The 14472-nt window shown below is 31.4% G+C and carries 13 protein-coding genes; 3 read left to right on the top strand and 10 right to left on the bottom strand.

All coding sequences use genetic code 11. The annotated features are described in order from the left end of the window. Nucleotides 1-109: 109 nt before the first annotated feature. The 6 genes from KTC94_RS15850 to KTC94_RS15825 all read right to left on the bottom strand — a co-directional run bounded on the left by KTC94_RS15850 (nt 110) and on the right by KTC94_RS15825 (nt 6012). Nucleotides 110-1111: a GGGtGRT protein gene (locus tag KTC94_RS15850; RefSeq protein ID WP_216303250.1), complete on the bottom strand. Its 1002-nt coding sequence runs from the start codon at nt 1109-1111 to the stop codon at nt 110-112. A 22-nt stretch (nt 1112-1133) separates the two neighbouring features. Next, the gene (locus tag KTC94_RS15845; protein ID WP_216303251.1) at nt 1134-1826 is read right to left on the bottom strand and encodes an iron-sulfur cluster assembly scaffold protein; all 693 of its coding nucleotides are present in this window, start codon (nt 1824-1826) and stop codon (nt 1134-1136) included. A gap of 143 nt (nt 1827-1969) precedes the next feature. Further along, on the bottom strand, nt 1970-2803 hold the full coding sequence (locus tag KTC94_RS15840) for a deoxyribonuclease IV (protein WP_220287378.1): 834 nt from the start codon (nt 2801-2803) through the stop codon (nt 1970-1972). 34 nt (nt 2804-2837) lie between these two features. Beyond that, on the bottom strand, nt 2838-4250 hold the full coding sequence (locus tag KTC94_RS15835; protein WP_220287380.1) for a glycoside hydrolase family 1 protein: 1413 nt from the start codon (nt 4248-4250) through the stop codon (nt 2838-2840). Between the two features lie 246 nt (nt 4251-4496). After that, nucleotides 4497-5573, bottom strand: a complete 1077-nt coding sequence (locus KTC94_RS15830) for a Xaa-Pro peptidase family protein (protein ID WP_216303254.1) — start codon at nt 5571-5573, stop codon at nt 4497-4499. Between the two features lie 34 nt (nt 5574-5607). Continuing rightward, nucleotides 5608-6012, bottom strand: coding sequence for a DUF6465 family protein (locus KTC94_RS15825; RefSeq protein WP_165414519.1), 405 nt, complete (start codon nt 6010-6012; stop codon nt 5608-5610). Between the two features lie 522 nt (nt 6013-6534). On the opposite strand from KTC94_RS15825, the gene KTC94_RS15820 reads away from it, so the two are divergent. Further along, nucleotides 6535-6774, top strand: coding sequence for a ground-like protein (locus KTC94_RS15820; protein ID WP_220319657.1), 240 nt, complete (start codon nt 6535-6537; stop codon nt 6772-6774). Between the two features lie 51 nt (nt 6775-6825). Here the strand turns inward: KTC94_RS15820 and KTC94_RS15815 are convergent, their stop codons facing one another. The 3 genes from KTC94_RS15815 to recQ form a co-directional block, all read right to left on the bottom strand. After that, nucleotides 6826-8442, bottom strand: a complete 1617-nt coding sequence (locus KTC94_RS15815) for an ABC-F family ATP-binding cassette domain-containing protein (RefSeq protein ID WP_216303256.1) — start codon at nt 8440-8442, stop codon at nt 6826-6828. Between the two features lie 105 nt (nt 8443-8547). Next, nucleotides 8548-9774, bottom strand: a complete 1227-nt coding sequence (locus KTC94_RS15810; RefSeq protein ID WP_220287382.1) for a DEAD/DEAH box helicase — start codon at nt 9772-9774, stop codon at nt 8548-8550. Nucleotides 9775-9789: 15 nt separating this feature from the next. Beyond that, entirely contained in the window at nt 9790-11961 is a 2172-nt protein-coding gene (recQ, locus tag KTC94_RS15805; RefSeq protein WP_216303258.1) for a DNA helicase RecQ, read from the bottom strand. A 326-nt stretch (nt 11962-12287) separates the two neighbouring features. Between recQ and KTC94_RS15800 the strand changes: the two genes are divergently transcribed. Together KTC94_RS15800 and KTC94_RS15795 are read left to right on the top strand one after the other, a co-directional pair. Continuing rightward, nucleotides 12288-12779 (top strand): YajQ family cyclic di-GMP-binding protein, encoded by a 492-nt coding sequence (locus tag KTC94_RS15800; RefSeq protein WP_165414514.1) that lies wholly within the window; start codon nt 12288-12290, stop codon nt 12777-12779. A gap of 296 nt (nt 12780-13075) precedes the next feature. Continuing rightward, nucleotides 13076-13321 carry an AbrB/MazE/SpoVT family DNA-binding domain-containing protein gene (locus tag KTC94_RS15795; RefSeq protein ID WP_071614011.1) on the top strand — a complete coding sequence of 82 codons (246 nt, stop codon included), beginning with the start codon at nt 13076-13078 and terminating at the stop codon, nt 13319-13321. 84 nt (nt 13322-13405) lie between these two features. Here the strand turns inward: KTC94_RS15795 and KTC94_RS15790 are convergent, their stop codons facing one another. Beyond that, on the bottom strand, nt 13406-13822 hold the full coding sequence (locus KTC94_RS15790; RefSeq protein ID WP_165414641.1) for a hypothetical protein: 417 nt from the start codon (nt 13820-13822) through the stop codon (nt 13406-13408). Between the last annotated feature and the right edge of the window lie 650 nt (nt 13823-14472).

Here is a 14472-nt window from a genome sequence, read left to right as displayed (position 1 = left end):
GGTTTTTTTGAATCTAGTAATTTGATTTGACATTAGTTATAGACGAAAATAAAAGCCCAGCATTTAGTCAATTATCACTAAATGCTGGGCTTGTACCTTTTCTTAGACTTTATTTACTCATTGCTTCTTCTACTGCAACCGCAACTGCAACTGAAGCTCCAACCATAGGGTTGTTACCCATTCCGATAAGTCCCATCATTTCAACGTGAGCTGGTACTGATGAAGAACCTGCAAATTGTGCATCTGAATGCATTCTTCCCATAGTATCAGTCATTCCGTATGAAGCAGGACCTGCTCCCATATTATCTGGGTGAAGAGTTCTTCCAGTACCACCACCTGATGCAACTGAGAAGTATTTCTTACCTTCTGCGCAACATTCTTTTTTATAAGTACCAGCAACTGGATGTTGGAATCTTGTTGGATTTGTAGAGTTTCCTGTAATTGAAACGTCTACTCCCTCAGAATGCATTATTGAAACGCCTTCGCGTACATCATCTGCTCCGTAACATCTTACTTTAGCTTTTTCTCCATCAGAATAAGCTGTTTCTTTAACTACTGTTAATTTACTAGTATAGTAATCAAATTTAGTTTGAACATAAGTAAATCCATTAATTCTTGAAATTATATAAGCAGCATCTTTTCCAAGACCATTAAGTATTACTTTTAAAGGTTCTGTTCTTACTTTGTTTGCAGCTCTTGCAAGGCCAATTGCACCTTCAGCAGCAGCAAATGATTCATGTCCAGCTAAAAATGCGAAGCATTTAGTTTCTTCGCGTAGAAGCATAGCTGCTAAGTTACCATGTCCAATTCCAACTTTTCTGTCATCAGCAACAGAACCCGGTATACAAAACGATTGAAGACCTTCTCCTATATATACTGCTGCATCAGCTGCCTTAGTACAACCATTTTTAATTGCTATAGAAGCCCCTACTGCATATGCCCAGCAAGCATTTTCAAATGCTATAGGTTGAATTCCTTTAACTATACCAAAAACATCGATACCTTTTTCTTCGCAAATTGTTCTTGCTTCTTCTAGTGAGTTTATACCGTGCTTACTTAACACAGGTAATATTTGATCTATTCTTCTTTCATAACTTTCAAATAAAGCCATTTAATTATTCCTCCTTCTTATATTATTTGTTTCTTGGGTCGATTACTGTTGTTGCTTCTGCAAATCTACCATAACTTCCAGTAGCTTTTTCCATAGCTTCATTAGCATCCATACCTGTTTTGATCATTTCCATCATTTTTCCAAGTTGAACAAATTTATAACCTATTATCTCGTTATTTTTATCTAATGCAATATTGGTAACATAACCTTCAGCCATTTCTAAATATCTTGGGCCCTTAGCAAGTGTTCCATACATTGTACCAACTTGACTTCTAAGACCTTTACCTAAGTCTTCAAGTCCAGCTCCTATAGGTAGTCCACCTTCTGAAAATGCTGTTTGAGTTCTTCCGTAAACAATTTGAAGGAATAACTCTCTCATAGCTGTATTTATTGCATCACACACTAAATCTGTGTTTAACGCTTCTAAAATAGTTTTTCCTGGAAGTATTTCTGATGCCATTGCAGCTGAGTGAGTACTACCAGAGCATCCTATTACCTCAACTAATGCTTCTTGTATTATACCCTCTTTTACATTTAAAGTAAGCTTGCATGCACCCTGTTGAGGAGCACACCAGCCAATTCCGTGTGTTAAACCTGAGATATCTTTAATTTCTTTACTTTGTACCCATTTTCCTTCTTCAGGAATTGGTGCCGATCCATGATTAGGTCCTTTTGCAACACACATCATTTCTGAAACTTCTGTTGAATAAATCATAATATTATCTCCTTCCATATGTATATGGTAATTTAATACGCTTTATAATCAGTGGGAATTAAAACGTCCCACTGGGTCAATAATTGAAATATGTCTTCGATTCTATTTTAACAAAGAAAACCTAACTTATCAATAGTATTTTATTAGTTTTTATATGCTTCTCTTAATATCTTAATTTCCTCAGCATGACCAGCTAATTCATTTGGTGTTTCTAAATAGAATGGTAAGTGACGTAACTTGGGGTGATTAATAATTCTACTAATAGCTTCTATTCCAATTGAACCTTCTCCAATTTTTTCATGTCTGTCTTTATGACTTTCAAATGGATTTTTACTATCATTTAAGTGAATTGCATAAAGCTTATCAAGTCCAATAATTCTATCAAACTCATCTATTACGCCATCTAAATCATTAACGATATCATAACCAGCATCATATATATGGCAAGTATCAAGACATACACCCATTTTGTCTGAAAGGGTAACACCATCAAGAATTTGTTTTAATTCTTCAAACGTTCGTCCTACTTCTGTTCCTTTACCAGCCATTGTTTCAAGAAGTACCGTAGTGGTTTGCTCTGGTTTCAATATAGTGTTAAGCATATTTATAATATATTCTATTCCCTTCTCAACACCCTGTTTTATATGGCTACCCGGATGGAAGTTATAAAAACTATTCGGGAAGTATTCCATTCTAGATAAATCATCTTCCATAATCATCACTGCAAATTCCCTTGTTTTTTCATCAGCAGAACAAGCATTAAGTGTGTATGGCGCATGCGCTAAGATTGTCGCAAATTTATTTTCTTTTAATATTTCTAATAAAGCTTCTACATCACTCGGATCAATTTCTTTTGCTTTACTACCTCTAGGATTACGAGTAAAAAACTGAAATGTATTTGCCCCTATGCTAAGAGCATCTTTCCCCATGGCTTTATACCCTTTTGATACTGATAAATGACAACCTATATTTAACATGATTATCCCTCCTATAAAAAATTATATTCTTATTTTATATTAAACTTTTTCCATTTGTTGAAATTACTTCTTTATACCAATCAAAGCTTTTTTTCTTATATCTTTCTAATGTACCTGTTCCATCATCATTACGATCAACATAGATAAATCCATAACGCTTTCTGAGTTCTGCAGTTGTTGCGCTGACAAGATCAATACATCCCCATGAAGTATACCCCATTATATCGACTCCGTCGTCGATTGCCTCCGCTACTTGAACCAAATGATCATTTAAATACTTAATTCTGTAATCGTCAATTACTGTTTTATTTCCATTTTCATCAATTATTAATTTATCAATAGCACCTAACCCATTTTCAACAATGAATAAAGGTTTTTGATAACGGTCATAAAAAAGATTAAGTATGTAACGTAATCCTTGTGGATCTATCTGCCACCCCCAATCTGAAGCCTTAAGATATGGGTTATGTACACCTGAAATAATGTTTCCTGTTCCCATTTCTCTCTTTTTAGGGTCTGCTGTTGCACAAGAACTCATATAATAGCTAAATGAGATAAAATCCACTGTATTTTTAAGTACCTCAGTGTCTCCTGGCTCCATATGTATTTTAATATTGTTATCTTTAAAGTATCTATCCATATATTTAGGATATGCTCCCCTTGCGTGAACATCTGCGAAATATAAATTTTCTCTATCCTGTTTCATTGCTTCAATTACATCGCTTGGATGAGGCGTTAATGGATAATTTGGTACACCAAGAATCATACATCCAAATCTTGCTCCTGGTATCATTTCATGCCCAATCTTAACTGCCATTGCACTTGCTACTAATTCATGATGAATCGCCTGATATAAATCTTGCTTCGTTAATTTTTCTTTATCCGTAAATATACCACCGCTCATATATGGTGCATTTAATACTGAATTAATTTCGTTAAAAGTAAGCCAATATTTCACCTTATTTTTATATCTAGCAAAAATTATTCTTATATAGTTCTCAAAAAATCCTACTAACGCACGATTTACCCACCCATTATAGTTCTTAGAAAGAGCAAGAGGAGTCTCATAATGTGAAATTGTTACAAGTGGCTCAATTCCATATTTTAGACATTCATCAAATAAATTATCATAAAATTGTAATCCCTTCTCATTTGGCATTTCATCATCACCATTTGGAAATATTCTAGACCATGCAATTGATGTTCTAAATGTTTTAAACCCCATTTGTGCAAACAGTTTAATATCTTCTTTATATCTATGATAAAAATCAATACCTACTAATTTCATGTTATCTTCTGTTGGTTCTTCTGTAACTTTCCCAATTATACCTTTTGGTGCAATATCTTGTGTTGATAACCCTTTGCCATCTTCATTGTACGCACCTTCACATTGGTTAGCTGCTACTGCTCCGCCCCATAGAAATCCTTTTGGAAAGCTCTTCGCCATTTTAAATCGCTCCTTTTAAATTTTAAAATTTATCTTACAAGTTATATCCATTTACTTTGTTGTTATTTACTAAATTCAATTTTGTGGATATCCTCTTACATTAGTGTACCCACACCTTATACATTATATATAACAATGAAAATTATTTATACCCTCGAAATAATATAAAAGAGCTTCGATAAAATTTTAATTTATCAAAGCCCTTTTATATTATTTAGCTCTTTTATTTTATTTAGCACTTTTATACTATTCTACAATAATTAAGTCCTTTGTATAATGGTTTAATACCTCACAACCTTCTTTCGTAACTATTACTAAATCCTCTATACGAACACCCACGTCACCCGGAAGATAAATACCTGGCTCAATGGAGAAAATTTGTCCTGGCTGAACTTTATCAGTATTAGCAGAGGAAACATCACCGAAATCATGAACTTCTATTCCTATTGAATGCCCTAATCTATGAGTAAAATATTTTCCATATCCTTTCTCCGAGATATAGTCTCTAGCTGCAGCATCAATATCACAAAATCTAACGCCTGCTTTAACTTTTTCAATTCCCCTTTTATTTGCTTCTTTAACAATATTATAAACTTCTCTACTATGATCTGATACACTTTTATAGAAAACAGTTCTAGTCATGTCTGAGCAGTATGAATTCATCTTACATCCGATATCAATAACTACGCTGTCCCCTTCTTTAACCATTGATCCATCCAATTCATGATGAGGATCAGCAGCATTTGCCCCATAACCTATAATCGGATCAAATGAATGCCCTTCAGTACCCATTTCTTCCCATATATCACCAAGCAACTTTCCCATTTTCTTTTCTGAATATTTTTTAGGGATAAGCTTTATCATTTTATCCACAGCGGTATCATTTAATTTTGAAGCTGCCCTCATTAGATCTTTTTCACCTTCGTCCTTACACATTCTTACTCTGTCAAGAATTTCAGATCCATTAACAAATGTACTTCCACCTTTAAGCTTCATTAATTTTATTAAGAAATGAGCTGGCCAATTTTTATCTATTCCCATAGGCTTATCTTTATCAATGTTTCTTGCAATAATTTCTACTGGACTCTGAGTATCGTTAAACCATATCTTTTCTACCCCTAAATCTTCACTTATAGGGAATAACTCATTTATAAACAATTTGTTATGTCCATCTAAGTTAATATAGAGTACAAGCATTCTTTCTCCTGATAAAATCCACTTCCCCGTAAGATAGAATATAGCCGCTGGGTCAGAAACTATCATTTGAGGTGTTTTCTTTAGCGCCATGATCTTTAGAACCTTATTAAGTCTTTCTTGCAACATTAAAAATCCCCTCCTAAAATATTATTGAATTATGTTAGGATAATTTCAAATTAATCTTAATTTCACCATTTACCAAGCAATAGGCTATATCTTCTTCAACCTTTATATATACATCTAAGGTTTTAAGTTCTGTAATTTTGTGAGATTTTACCCATTCTTCATAAACTTTTTCTAGTATTGTTTTTTTGGAAACCTCTTTTCCCTTATATTGAACATAGAATCCAACATCAATTCTCTTCGCTATTGTTTTTTTAGCTGTTTTTTTTGTAGCAGTAGTTGCCCTTCTAGCTTTTGATTTAACATTTTTAGCAATATCCTTCACCGCATTAATAGTCTTATCAACATTTTCTTTTGTAACATCAGAAACTATTGTTATTGCCTCTTCTGCTGTTGATCCACCAGCTTCTTTAGCCGAAGTTAACGTATTCTCTTTTATCATATCATGTACCTCCCATTTTAAAACAATTTTTATCCTTAATACTTATATTCTATATTTTTAGGAAAAACCCTTTTTTTAGGTGACTGTCAGTGACCCATATAAGATATTTATAACTTAATATTAATTATGTACTCTATTATATCATAAATCGCAATTAAATTCTATTTTTTGTTATTATATACATAATTATACTATGCGTATGGGAATGACATTACTTCTGTATGATGAATAGGTCTTATGAATATTTTATGAGAAAATAAAAGGATTCATCAAATTTTTTTTTAAAGATTTCCTACAACTTATATTCACACTTAATAAAATGCGGAATATATTAAAGTACAGCTACAACTTCATTCATTTAACGACCTTTCAAAAACAGTCCATCACCTATTTATGGTGGCATTAACACCAAAGCAACTTCATTACTTAAGTTTAAGTGTAAAATTTCTTCTTAAGTTGCTAATTTAGCTACCTACGTTGATTTTTAAACTTTTACTTATTAAAAATAAGGAGGTTATTTATATGAGTCATAGACATAAAAATTGTTGTTGTTGCTGTGAACCTGTTAGTTGTTGTAAGCCTGTTAGTTGTTGTAAACCTGCTTGCTGCTGTGATAATAACTTTGGAAGTGGCTTTGGAAGTGGCTTTGGAAGTGGCTTTGGCTGCGGAAATGGCAGTATCTTGATAATTCTTTTACTATTAGGCTGTGGTGGTATTGGTGGCCGTGGCGGCTTCGGCGGCTTTGGTGGCTTTGGTTGTTAATTTAATAAAAAAAGAAGCACTCCTAATAATATTATTAGAAGTGCTTCTTTTTTATTTGTACATAAGTTCTAGTTCTTTTTGAACTTCATTATTTTCTATAAATTCATCATAAGTCATTTGTTTATCCATTATTCCCTTAGGTGTAATTTCTATTATTCTAGTTGCAACTGTTGCAACTAGTTGGGAGTCATGAGATGTAAGTAACATTGTTCCAGTATAGCTAGTTAACCCATTGTTTAACGCCGTAATAGACTCTAGGTCTAAATGATTAGTGGGCTCATCAAAAATTAATACATTAGCATTACTAAGCATCATTTTAGAAAGCATGCATCTAACCTTTTCTCCACCGGACAATACGCTGGCTTTTTTAAGGGCCTCTTCTCCAGAGAAAAGCATTCTGCCTAAAAAGCCTCTAATAAAGCTTTCAGCCTTTTCATCTGAATATTGGCGAAGCCAATCAACTAATGTGCAATCTACGCCATTAAAATATTCCGTGTTATCCTTTGGTAAGTAAGCCTTAGAAGTAGTAATTCCCCACTTAACCTCACCACTATCCGGCTCCATTTCACCCATTACTATCTTAAATAATGTAGTTTTAGCTATTTCATCTGCACCTGTAAAAGCAATCTTATCTCCCTTGTTAACTATAAAAGAAACATTATCAAGAAGTATTTCTCCATCCACAGTTTTACTTAGATTTTTAACTGTCAATAAATCATTTCCCGCTTCTCTTTCTGGCTTAAATCCAACAAATGGATATTTACGAGAAGATGGTTTTATATCATCTAAAGTCAATTTATCTAATTGCTTTTTACGAGAAGTAGCCTGTTTTGCTTTAGATGCATTAGAACTAAATCTAGCAATAAAGTTTTGTAATTCAACAATTTTTTCTTCTTTTTTCTTATTTTGATCTTTAGCCATTTGAAGAGCCAACTGACTAGATTCATACCAAAAATCATAATTTCCAACAAATAATTGAATTTTGCTAAAGTCTATATCTGCAACATGAGTACATATTTTATTTAAAAAATGTCTATCATGGGAAACAACTATAACAGTACTATCAAAATTCAGTAGGAAACTTTCAAGCCAATTTTTAGATTTTACATCTAAATTGTTTGTAGGCTCATCTAGTAATAGAATGTCTGGTTTTCCAAATAGTGTTTGAGCAAGGAGTACCTTAACCTTTTCTGATCCTGTTAATTCCTTCATTGTTTTGTTTTGAAGGTCTTCAGTTATTCCAAGTCCCATCAATAGAGTTGAAGCTTCTGATTCAGCTTCCCATCCATTAAGTTCTGCAAATTCGCCTTCTAGTACCGAAGCTCTAATTCCGTCCTCATCAGTAAAATCTGGTTTTGCATATAATTCATCTTTTTCATTCATTATTTCAAACAATCTTACATGCCCCATCATTACAGTTTTGACAACTTCATATTCATCAAATTCAAAATGATCTTGCTTTAAGAATGCTAATCTTTCTCCTGCTGTAATATTAACTTCTCCTGTATTAGGTTCAATTTGACCTGATAATATATTAAGAAACGTTGATTTACCGGCACCGTTCGCACCAATTAATCCATAACAATTACCTGGAGTAAATTTTATATTAACATTATCAAATAATTTACGTGCACCATATCTTAAACTTACGTTATTTGTACTAATCATATCTTTATAAATACCTCCATACATTAAGTAATTTCATTCTAGTCAAAACTACTGACTCATTATACCATACGGAAAGAAACTAGGCCAATGTAATTTATTTCTTTCTTATCTAGTTTTATTAGACTTATTAGTGTTTGATGCTTTGCTATCAGATCTAAAATTATGTTCTATTGACTTTGCTTTAGGTGTGTTTTGTAAATCAATAATTGTTCCCATACGAATATCTTTAGGCAGAATTTCTATATTAAAATCTTTTTCATAGTTTTTAATTAGATCAAGTTCTCTCTCTTCTGTTATAGATAATGCAAAACCATGTTCACCCATTCTTGCCGTTCTACCTACCCTATGTAAATAATCCTTAGGATTCTCTGGTATATCAAGATTAAATATATGTGACACTCCTACTATATCAAGGCCTCTAGCTGCTAAATCAGAAGCAACTAATAGTTGAATTTTTCCTGCATTGAAATCCTCAATAGCTTTTTTTCTATTAAGTTTATCAGAGCTTCCATGAATACCCTCAACCTTTAATCCGTGATAACCAAGCTTTGAAGTTGTAATTTCTACCTCATCACTTTTGTTTATAAATATTATTGCTTTTTCAGGTTTAGTAGCACTTATGAGTTTTCTGAGTAGAACCAGTTTCTCTCTCTTTTCAACTACGAAATACATGTGCTCTATATTAGGATTTACCTGACTTTTATCACCCACTTTAATTACTTCTGGATCCTTCATCAAAGTTTTAGCAATCTCAACAACTTTAAGCGAAATCGTAGCTGAAAATATCATAATTTGTCTATCCCTAAGCGTAGTTTTTATTATGGCCTTTACCCCATCTATGTTATCTTCATCTATCATTCTATCGCCTTCATCTATTACTATAGTCTTAACGAAGTGTGATTTCAGTTTCTTCATAGTTATAAGTTCTAAAATTCTTCCTGCGGATCCAACTATTATATGTGGCTTTTCCTTAAGAGCTTCTAGCTGTCTTTTGATGTTAACATTACCTATTATGGTAGTTGATTTGATGTTGCTATTTGAGTTCTCTGATAGCAATTCTATTTGCTTATGTATTTGCATTGCAAGTTCATGAGTAGGTGCAAGTACAATCGCTTGAATATCCTTTGATGTTGTGTCTATTTTTTGAAATATAGGTAATAAGTAAGCCAGTGTTTTACCTGAACCTGTTTCTGATTCTCCTATAATATCCTTGCCCTCAAGTCCAATTGGTATAGCCTTTACTTGAATTTCTGTAGGGCTCTGTATCCCCTGTTTAATCAAACCTTCTATAAGGTTTTCTTGTAATCCTAGTTCATTAAATAATTTAATCATATTTTCTCCTTTTTTCTAAGAAATCTTATTGTTAGCGTATTTAAATATTGTTGCTTTTATAGCTAAATAATCTATTTCTTCTGGTAATGCTTCTTTGATAGGTCTAAGCTTTGAAGCTCCAATTTTTTCTATAACTTCAATAATAAGTGCTTCCTGATGTTTTGGAATAAAATCATCTAAATTAACATCAAAACCCTCATAAGCACATTTAAATATATGTTCTTGTACTGTGAGGCTTTTTAATTTTCTCTCGTAAATTATGTCCTCTATGCTTTTACCCTCTTTATACATATTATAAGTAATAACATAGCTAGGGATCTTTCCTTCATTTTCGCAAGCTTTTTCTACCGCACATTCAGTTTGAACCTTCTCATCATTTTCATTATATAGTATTTCTGCCTTTAGTTCTATATTGTTTTCCTGCATATATTTTTTTATAACCTGAATGAATTCCTCACCATACTTCTTAAGCTTAGATTCTCCTACCCCTTTAATGTTTAGCATTTCTTTATTATTTACTGGGAAATATTCGCTCATCTCTCTTAACGCGCTATCTGCAAACACAATATAAGGTGGAACTTTTTCCCGGTCTGAAATTTCTTTTCGAAGGGACCTCAATATTTCAAACAAACCAGTATCGCGAGCTACCTTAGCTTTCTTTTTCTCAACCTTTTGATACACTTTTTCTTCATTTTTAAGTACTGCCACTGCTTTATCTTTTAAATGAACCACCGGAAATTGACCATCTGCAAGTGAAAGATATTCTTCTGCCGTAAGCACATTTATGAGGTCTCTTATCTCTTTAACAGTATATTGCTTTATTATCCCATAGGTAGATAACTTATCAAATCCAAGTTCCAAAACTTTTTTATTCTTTGAGCCACGAAGTACTTCTGCAATTAATGAAGTACCATACCTCTCCTTCATCCTAAAGATGCAAGAAAATATTTTTTGTGCCTCTATAGTTATATCTACCAGTTCACTTTCATCATTGCATGTACTGCAATTGTCACATTTATCTTGAACATTTTCTTCGCCAAAATATTCCAAAATAAACTGTCGTAAACATCTTGAAGTATGTGAATAATCCACCATAGCTTGAAGTTTCTTATATTCATTTACCTTCCTTTGAGGTGATACGACACTTTGTTCTATAAAAAATTTTTGAAGTAACACATCTGCTGCAGAAAATAACAGTATACATTCGCTAGGCTCTCCATCTCTGCCTCCACGTCCCGCTTCTTGATAATAAGATTCCATACTCTTTGGCAAATTATAATGAATTACATATCGAACATTTGATTTATCTATTCCCATTCCAAAAGCATTTGTAGCTATAATAATGTTGATATCGTCATACAAAAACTTTTCTTGGTTTTGTTTTCGCTCTTCATCTCCTAGCCCCGCATGGTATCTTCCAACACTATATCCCTTTTTATTCAAAAGCTCATAGAGATTATTCGTTTCCTTCCTTGTAGAAGTGTATATTATCCCTACTTGGTCTTTATTATCTTGAATGTATTCTAATACAAAATCTCTTTTGTTTTCTCCACGAATAACAGTAAAGCTCAAATTTTCTCTATTAAAACCAGTTACATAAACATCCGGCTCTCTTAATTTTAATAACTTTATAACGTCTAACCTTACTTCCTCTGTTGCAGTAGCTGTAAATGCTGCTATAATTGGTCTTTCTTGTAATTTTTCTATCAAACTAGAAATTGCTGCATAACTGGTTCTAAAATCATGTCCCCATTGAGATACACAATGAGCTTCATCCACTGCTAAAAGCGATATTGTTAATCTATTTAACATATTGCAGAAGAAGTCTGATTCTAACCTTTCTGGGGCAACATAAAGAAGCTTAAACTCCCCAAGCGCTACCTTATCAATTCTTTCATTAACTTCATTAATACTTAATGAGCTATTTATATATGTTGCAGCTATCCCTATACTATTCAATGTATCTACTTGATCCTTCATAAGCGATATAAGTGGTGATATTACGAGTGTTACTCCTTTTAGCATTAGAGCAGGTATCTGGTAACACACCGATTTCCCTGCACCAGTAGGCATTACAGCAAAGGTATCTTTTCCGCTTATTATACTCTCTATTACATTTTCTTGTCCTTTTCTAAAATTATCATATCCATAATACTTTTTTAATTTTTCTTGTGCTTCACGCAACATATATTTCTTCCTCTCATACGTAATAATTTCTTACAATAGTATAACATTATTTTAAAAAATTTGTACCTTTATGGCGACGAACTTTGTATTTGTTTTAATCAAAACATGTATTATTATCTATTTTCGTCAACTTTATGATATTTAAAACATATCAAACATTTGATTTTCATGATTTAATAACATTTCATAAATAAACAAATCGCTATCAAGTTTATAGTTTTTATAATTTTTACTCATTAACTACTGGACATTTTCAAATTATTAATCTACTATTAATTAATAAGATTCTATTAATTAACATAAAAATATATAGGAGGTTTTTAATTATGGCAACTGCACATTCGTTTGACATAGTATCAGATGTCGATATGCAAGAAGTAGACAATGCAATAAACCAAGCATTGAAAGAAGTTAAACAAAGGTATGATTTTAGAAATACTATTACTGAAATTAACCTAGGAAAAGAAGATATTAAAATAATATCTGATGATGATTTTAAATTAAAATCAGTTATAGACGTTCTTGTAAGTAAGTTAATTAAAAGAGGTATATCTGGAAAAGCATTAGATCTAGGTAAACAAGAACCTGCTACATTAGGTTCTGCAAGGCAAACAGCCAAAATTGTAAAAGGTATTTCTACTGAAAAATCGAAAAAAATAATTGCTGAAATTAAATCCAGCAAAATTAAAGTTCAAGCTCAAATTATGGATAATCAGCTAAGGGTTACCGGTAAGGACCTTGACGATCTACAGCAAGTAATGGCTTTAATAAAATCGAAAGATTTTGATATTCCCCTACAATTCACTAATTATAGATAGTTACATTTTTAAAGGTTAGTACCCACTGTACTAACCTTTTTTTATTTACTATCATGATTTACACCAATTACAATCTATTATGAATATTGTAATTATTAAAATTTTATGTATATTGTATAAGATATTATAATAATGTTTAAAATGACAGACCATTATATTTTTTTTGCATAATACGTAAAAGTTTGTTAATTTTTATTATTTTTCTTAAATATTTTCATAAACCTATTGACGTTTTATGTTATTTTTGCTACAATTTAATTATAAATAAGTCGAAAGATGTTTGAGGAGGAAATTAAATGAAATCAACAGGTATTGTAAGAAAAGTGGACGAACTTGGAAGAATTGTTATTCCTATAGAATTGAGAAGAACTTTGGATATAGATATCAAGGACGCTTTAGAAATCTATGTAGATGGTGATCAAATTATTCTTAAAAAATATGAACCAGCTTGTATTTTCTGTCAAAATGCAAGAGACGTTGTAAACTACAAAGGTAAAAATATTTGTAAAGACTGTCTTGCTGAGTTAGGTTCAGGTAAATAATTCAAGATAATTTTTTATTAAATAAAATAGGGCATATAAGCCTAACAATAAAAAAAAGATATCCTTTAAAAGGATATCTTTTTTTTATGTCTTCAACCTAAACTCGCTACAGCACTTTGAGCAAGTTATAATAATTTTACCTTTTCCTCTTGGTAATCTTAATTTTTGTTCACATTTAGGACAGCTAGTTATTATATACTTCTTTTTTTCCTTTAATCTCTCTATAGGTCTATAATTTTTAATTTTAATATTAATTAGTTTAATATTTTGTTTTAAATTATTGATTTTACGATAAAAATGTCTTTCTATATTTTCAAAAACAAATTTTTCATTATTTCTCCCATGTACATTAGTTGACCTACATCTCCAAATTGAATATATAATAAGTGCTGTTCCTAAAATCCATGAATACCTAGCTACTAACAAAAATATTCCTATCAATAAGGTTGCTGTTGAAAATCTATCCCAGCCATAAACTTCTCTAGAAGATTTAACAAACATTTATACTATTCCCCCTATCATTTTCTGAAGTAAATAACAATTATTAATTGTTATCTACTTTAACATGTGTAAGCAGTAAACTAAATATAATAATTTTAATTTAGCACTTTCAGCATTGTTATTCTTATATTATATTCTAGCACTATAAATGCTATATTATTATTAATTTTCTGTAAAAAATACCCCCAAAAACCTTTTAAGCTCCTGTTACTATTACTTATTTAATTAATAGTATAGGAAATCGTCAACCTATATAGCTAACTAACCTATAGAGAGAATACGATATAAGTAAAATATAAAACTAGTTAGAATTAATTTTTTACAAAAATGTTATAACATCACTGATAAATCACTAAATGAAAATGTAAATTTCATTATATTTTGTCGAATATATTTATCTATTTTCATTTTTAATCAGTTTATATTAAACTTTTAAAAATCCCATTGACTATATGTGTAATACATGTTAATCTTAGAGTAAGAAATAAGTCGAAATATACCGTTTATATATAGGAAACTTATTTTGATATAATCCCTTTAAAATTAAATACCCCCAACTATAAAAAGGAAAATATTTTATGTAGATGTATCTGTAGCGGTTATTATTAAATTAGTTTCCTTTTTTATCCCCCCACAGTATCTTATAAATA

Source organism: Clostridium sp. CM028, from assembly GCF_030585565.1.
In the GTDB taxonomy this organism is placed as follows: domain Bacteria; phylum Bacillota; class Clostridia; order Clostridiales; family Clostridiaceae; genus Clostridium_AD; species Clostridium_AD estertheticum_B.
Note: the sequence above shows the minus strand (reverse complement) of the source record. Positions and strands in the feature narration are given on the sequence as shown.

Excerpts from the sequence above, each read along its gene's own strand:
- KTC94_RS15795 (WP_071614011.1), top strand. The coding sequence starts at position 13,076 with ATGAAATCAACAGGTATTGTAAGAAAAGTGGACGAACTTGGAAGAATT.
- KTC94_RS15840 (WP_220287378.1), bottom strand. The coding sequence starts at position 2,803 with ATGTTAAATATAGGTTGTCATTTATCAGTATCAAAAGGGTATAAAGCC.
- KTC94_RS15845 (WP_216303251.1), bottom strand. The coding sequence starts at position 1,826 with ATGATTTATTCAACAGAAGTTTCAGAAATGATGTGTGTTGCAAAAGGA.
- KTC94_RS15820 (WP_220319657.1), top strand. The coding sequence starts at position 6,535 with ATGAGTCATAGACATAAAAATTGTTGTTGTTGCTGTGAACCTGTTAGT.
- KTC94_RS15800 (WP_165414514.1), top strand. The coding sequence starts at position 12,288 with ATGGCAACTGCACATTCGTTTGACATAGTATCAGATGTCGATATGCAA.
- KTC94_RS15835 (WP_220287380.1), bottom strand. The coding sequence starts at position 4,250 with ATGGCGAAGAGCTTTCCAAAAGGATTTCTATGGGGCGGAGCAGTAGCA.
- recQ (WP_216303258.1), bottom strand. The coding sequence starts at position 11,961 with ATGTTGCGTGAAGCACAAGAAAAATTAAAAAAGTATTATGGATATGAT.
- KTC94_RS15850 (WP_216303250.1), bottom strand. The coding sequence starts at position 1,111 with ATGGCTTTATTTGAAAGTTATGAAAGAAGAATAGATCAAATATTACCT.
- KTC94_RS15825 (WP_165414519.1), bottom strand. The coding sequence starts at position 6,012 with ATGATAAAAGAGAATACGTTAACTTCGGCTAAAGAAGCTGGTGGATCA.
- KTC94_RS15790 (WP_165414641.1), bottom strand. The coding sequence starts at position 13,822 with ATGTTTGTTAAATCTTCTAGAGAAGTTTATGGCTGGGATAGATTTTCA.
- KTC94_RS15830 (WP_216303254.1), bottom strand. The coding sequence starts at position 5,573 with ATGTTGCAAGAAAGACTTAATAAGGTTCTAAAGATCATGGCGCTAAAG.
- KTC94_RS15810 (WP_220287382.1), bottom strand. The coding sequence starts at position 9,774 with ATGATTAAATTATTTAATGAACTAGGATTACAAGAAAACCTTATAGAA.
- KTC94_RS15815 (WP_216303256.1), bottom strand. The coding sequence starts at position 8,442 with ATGATTAGTACAAATAACGTAAGTTTAAGATATGGTGCACGTAAATTA.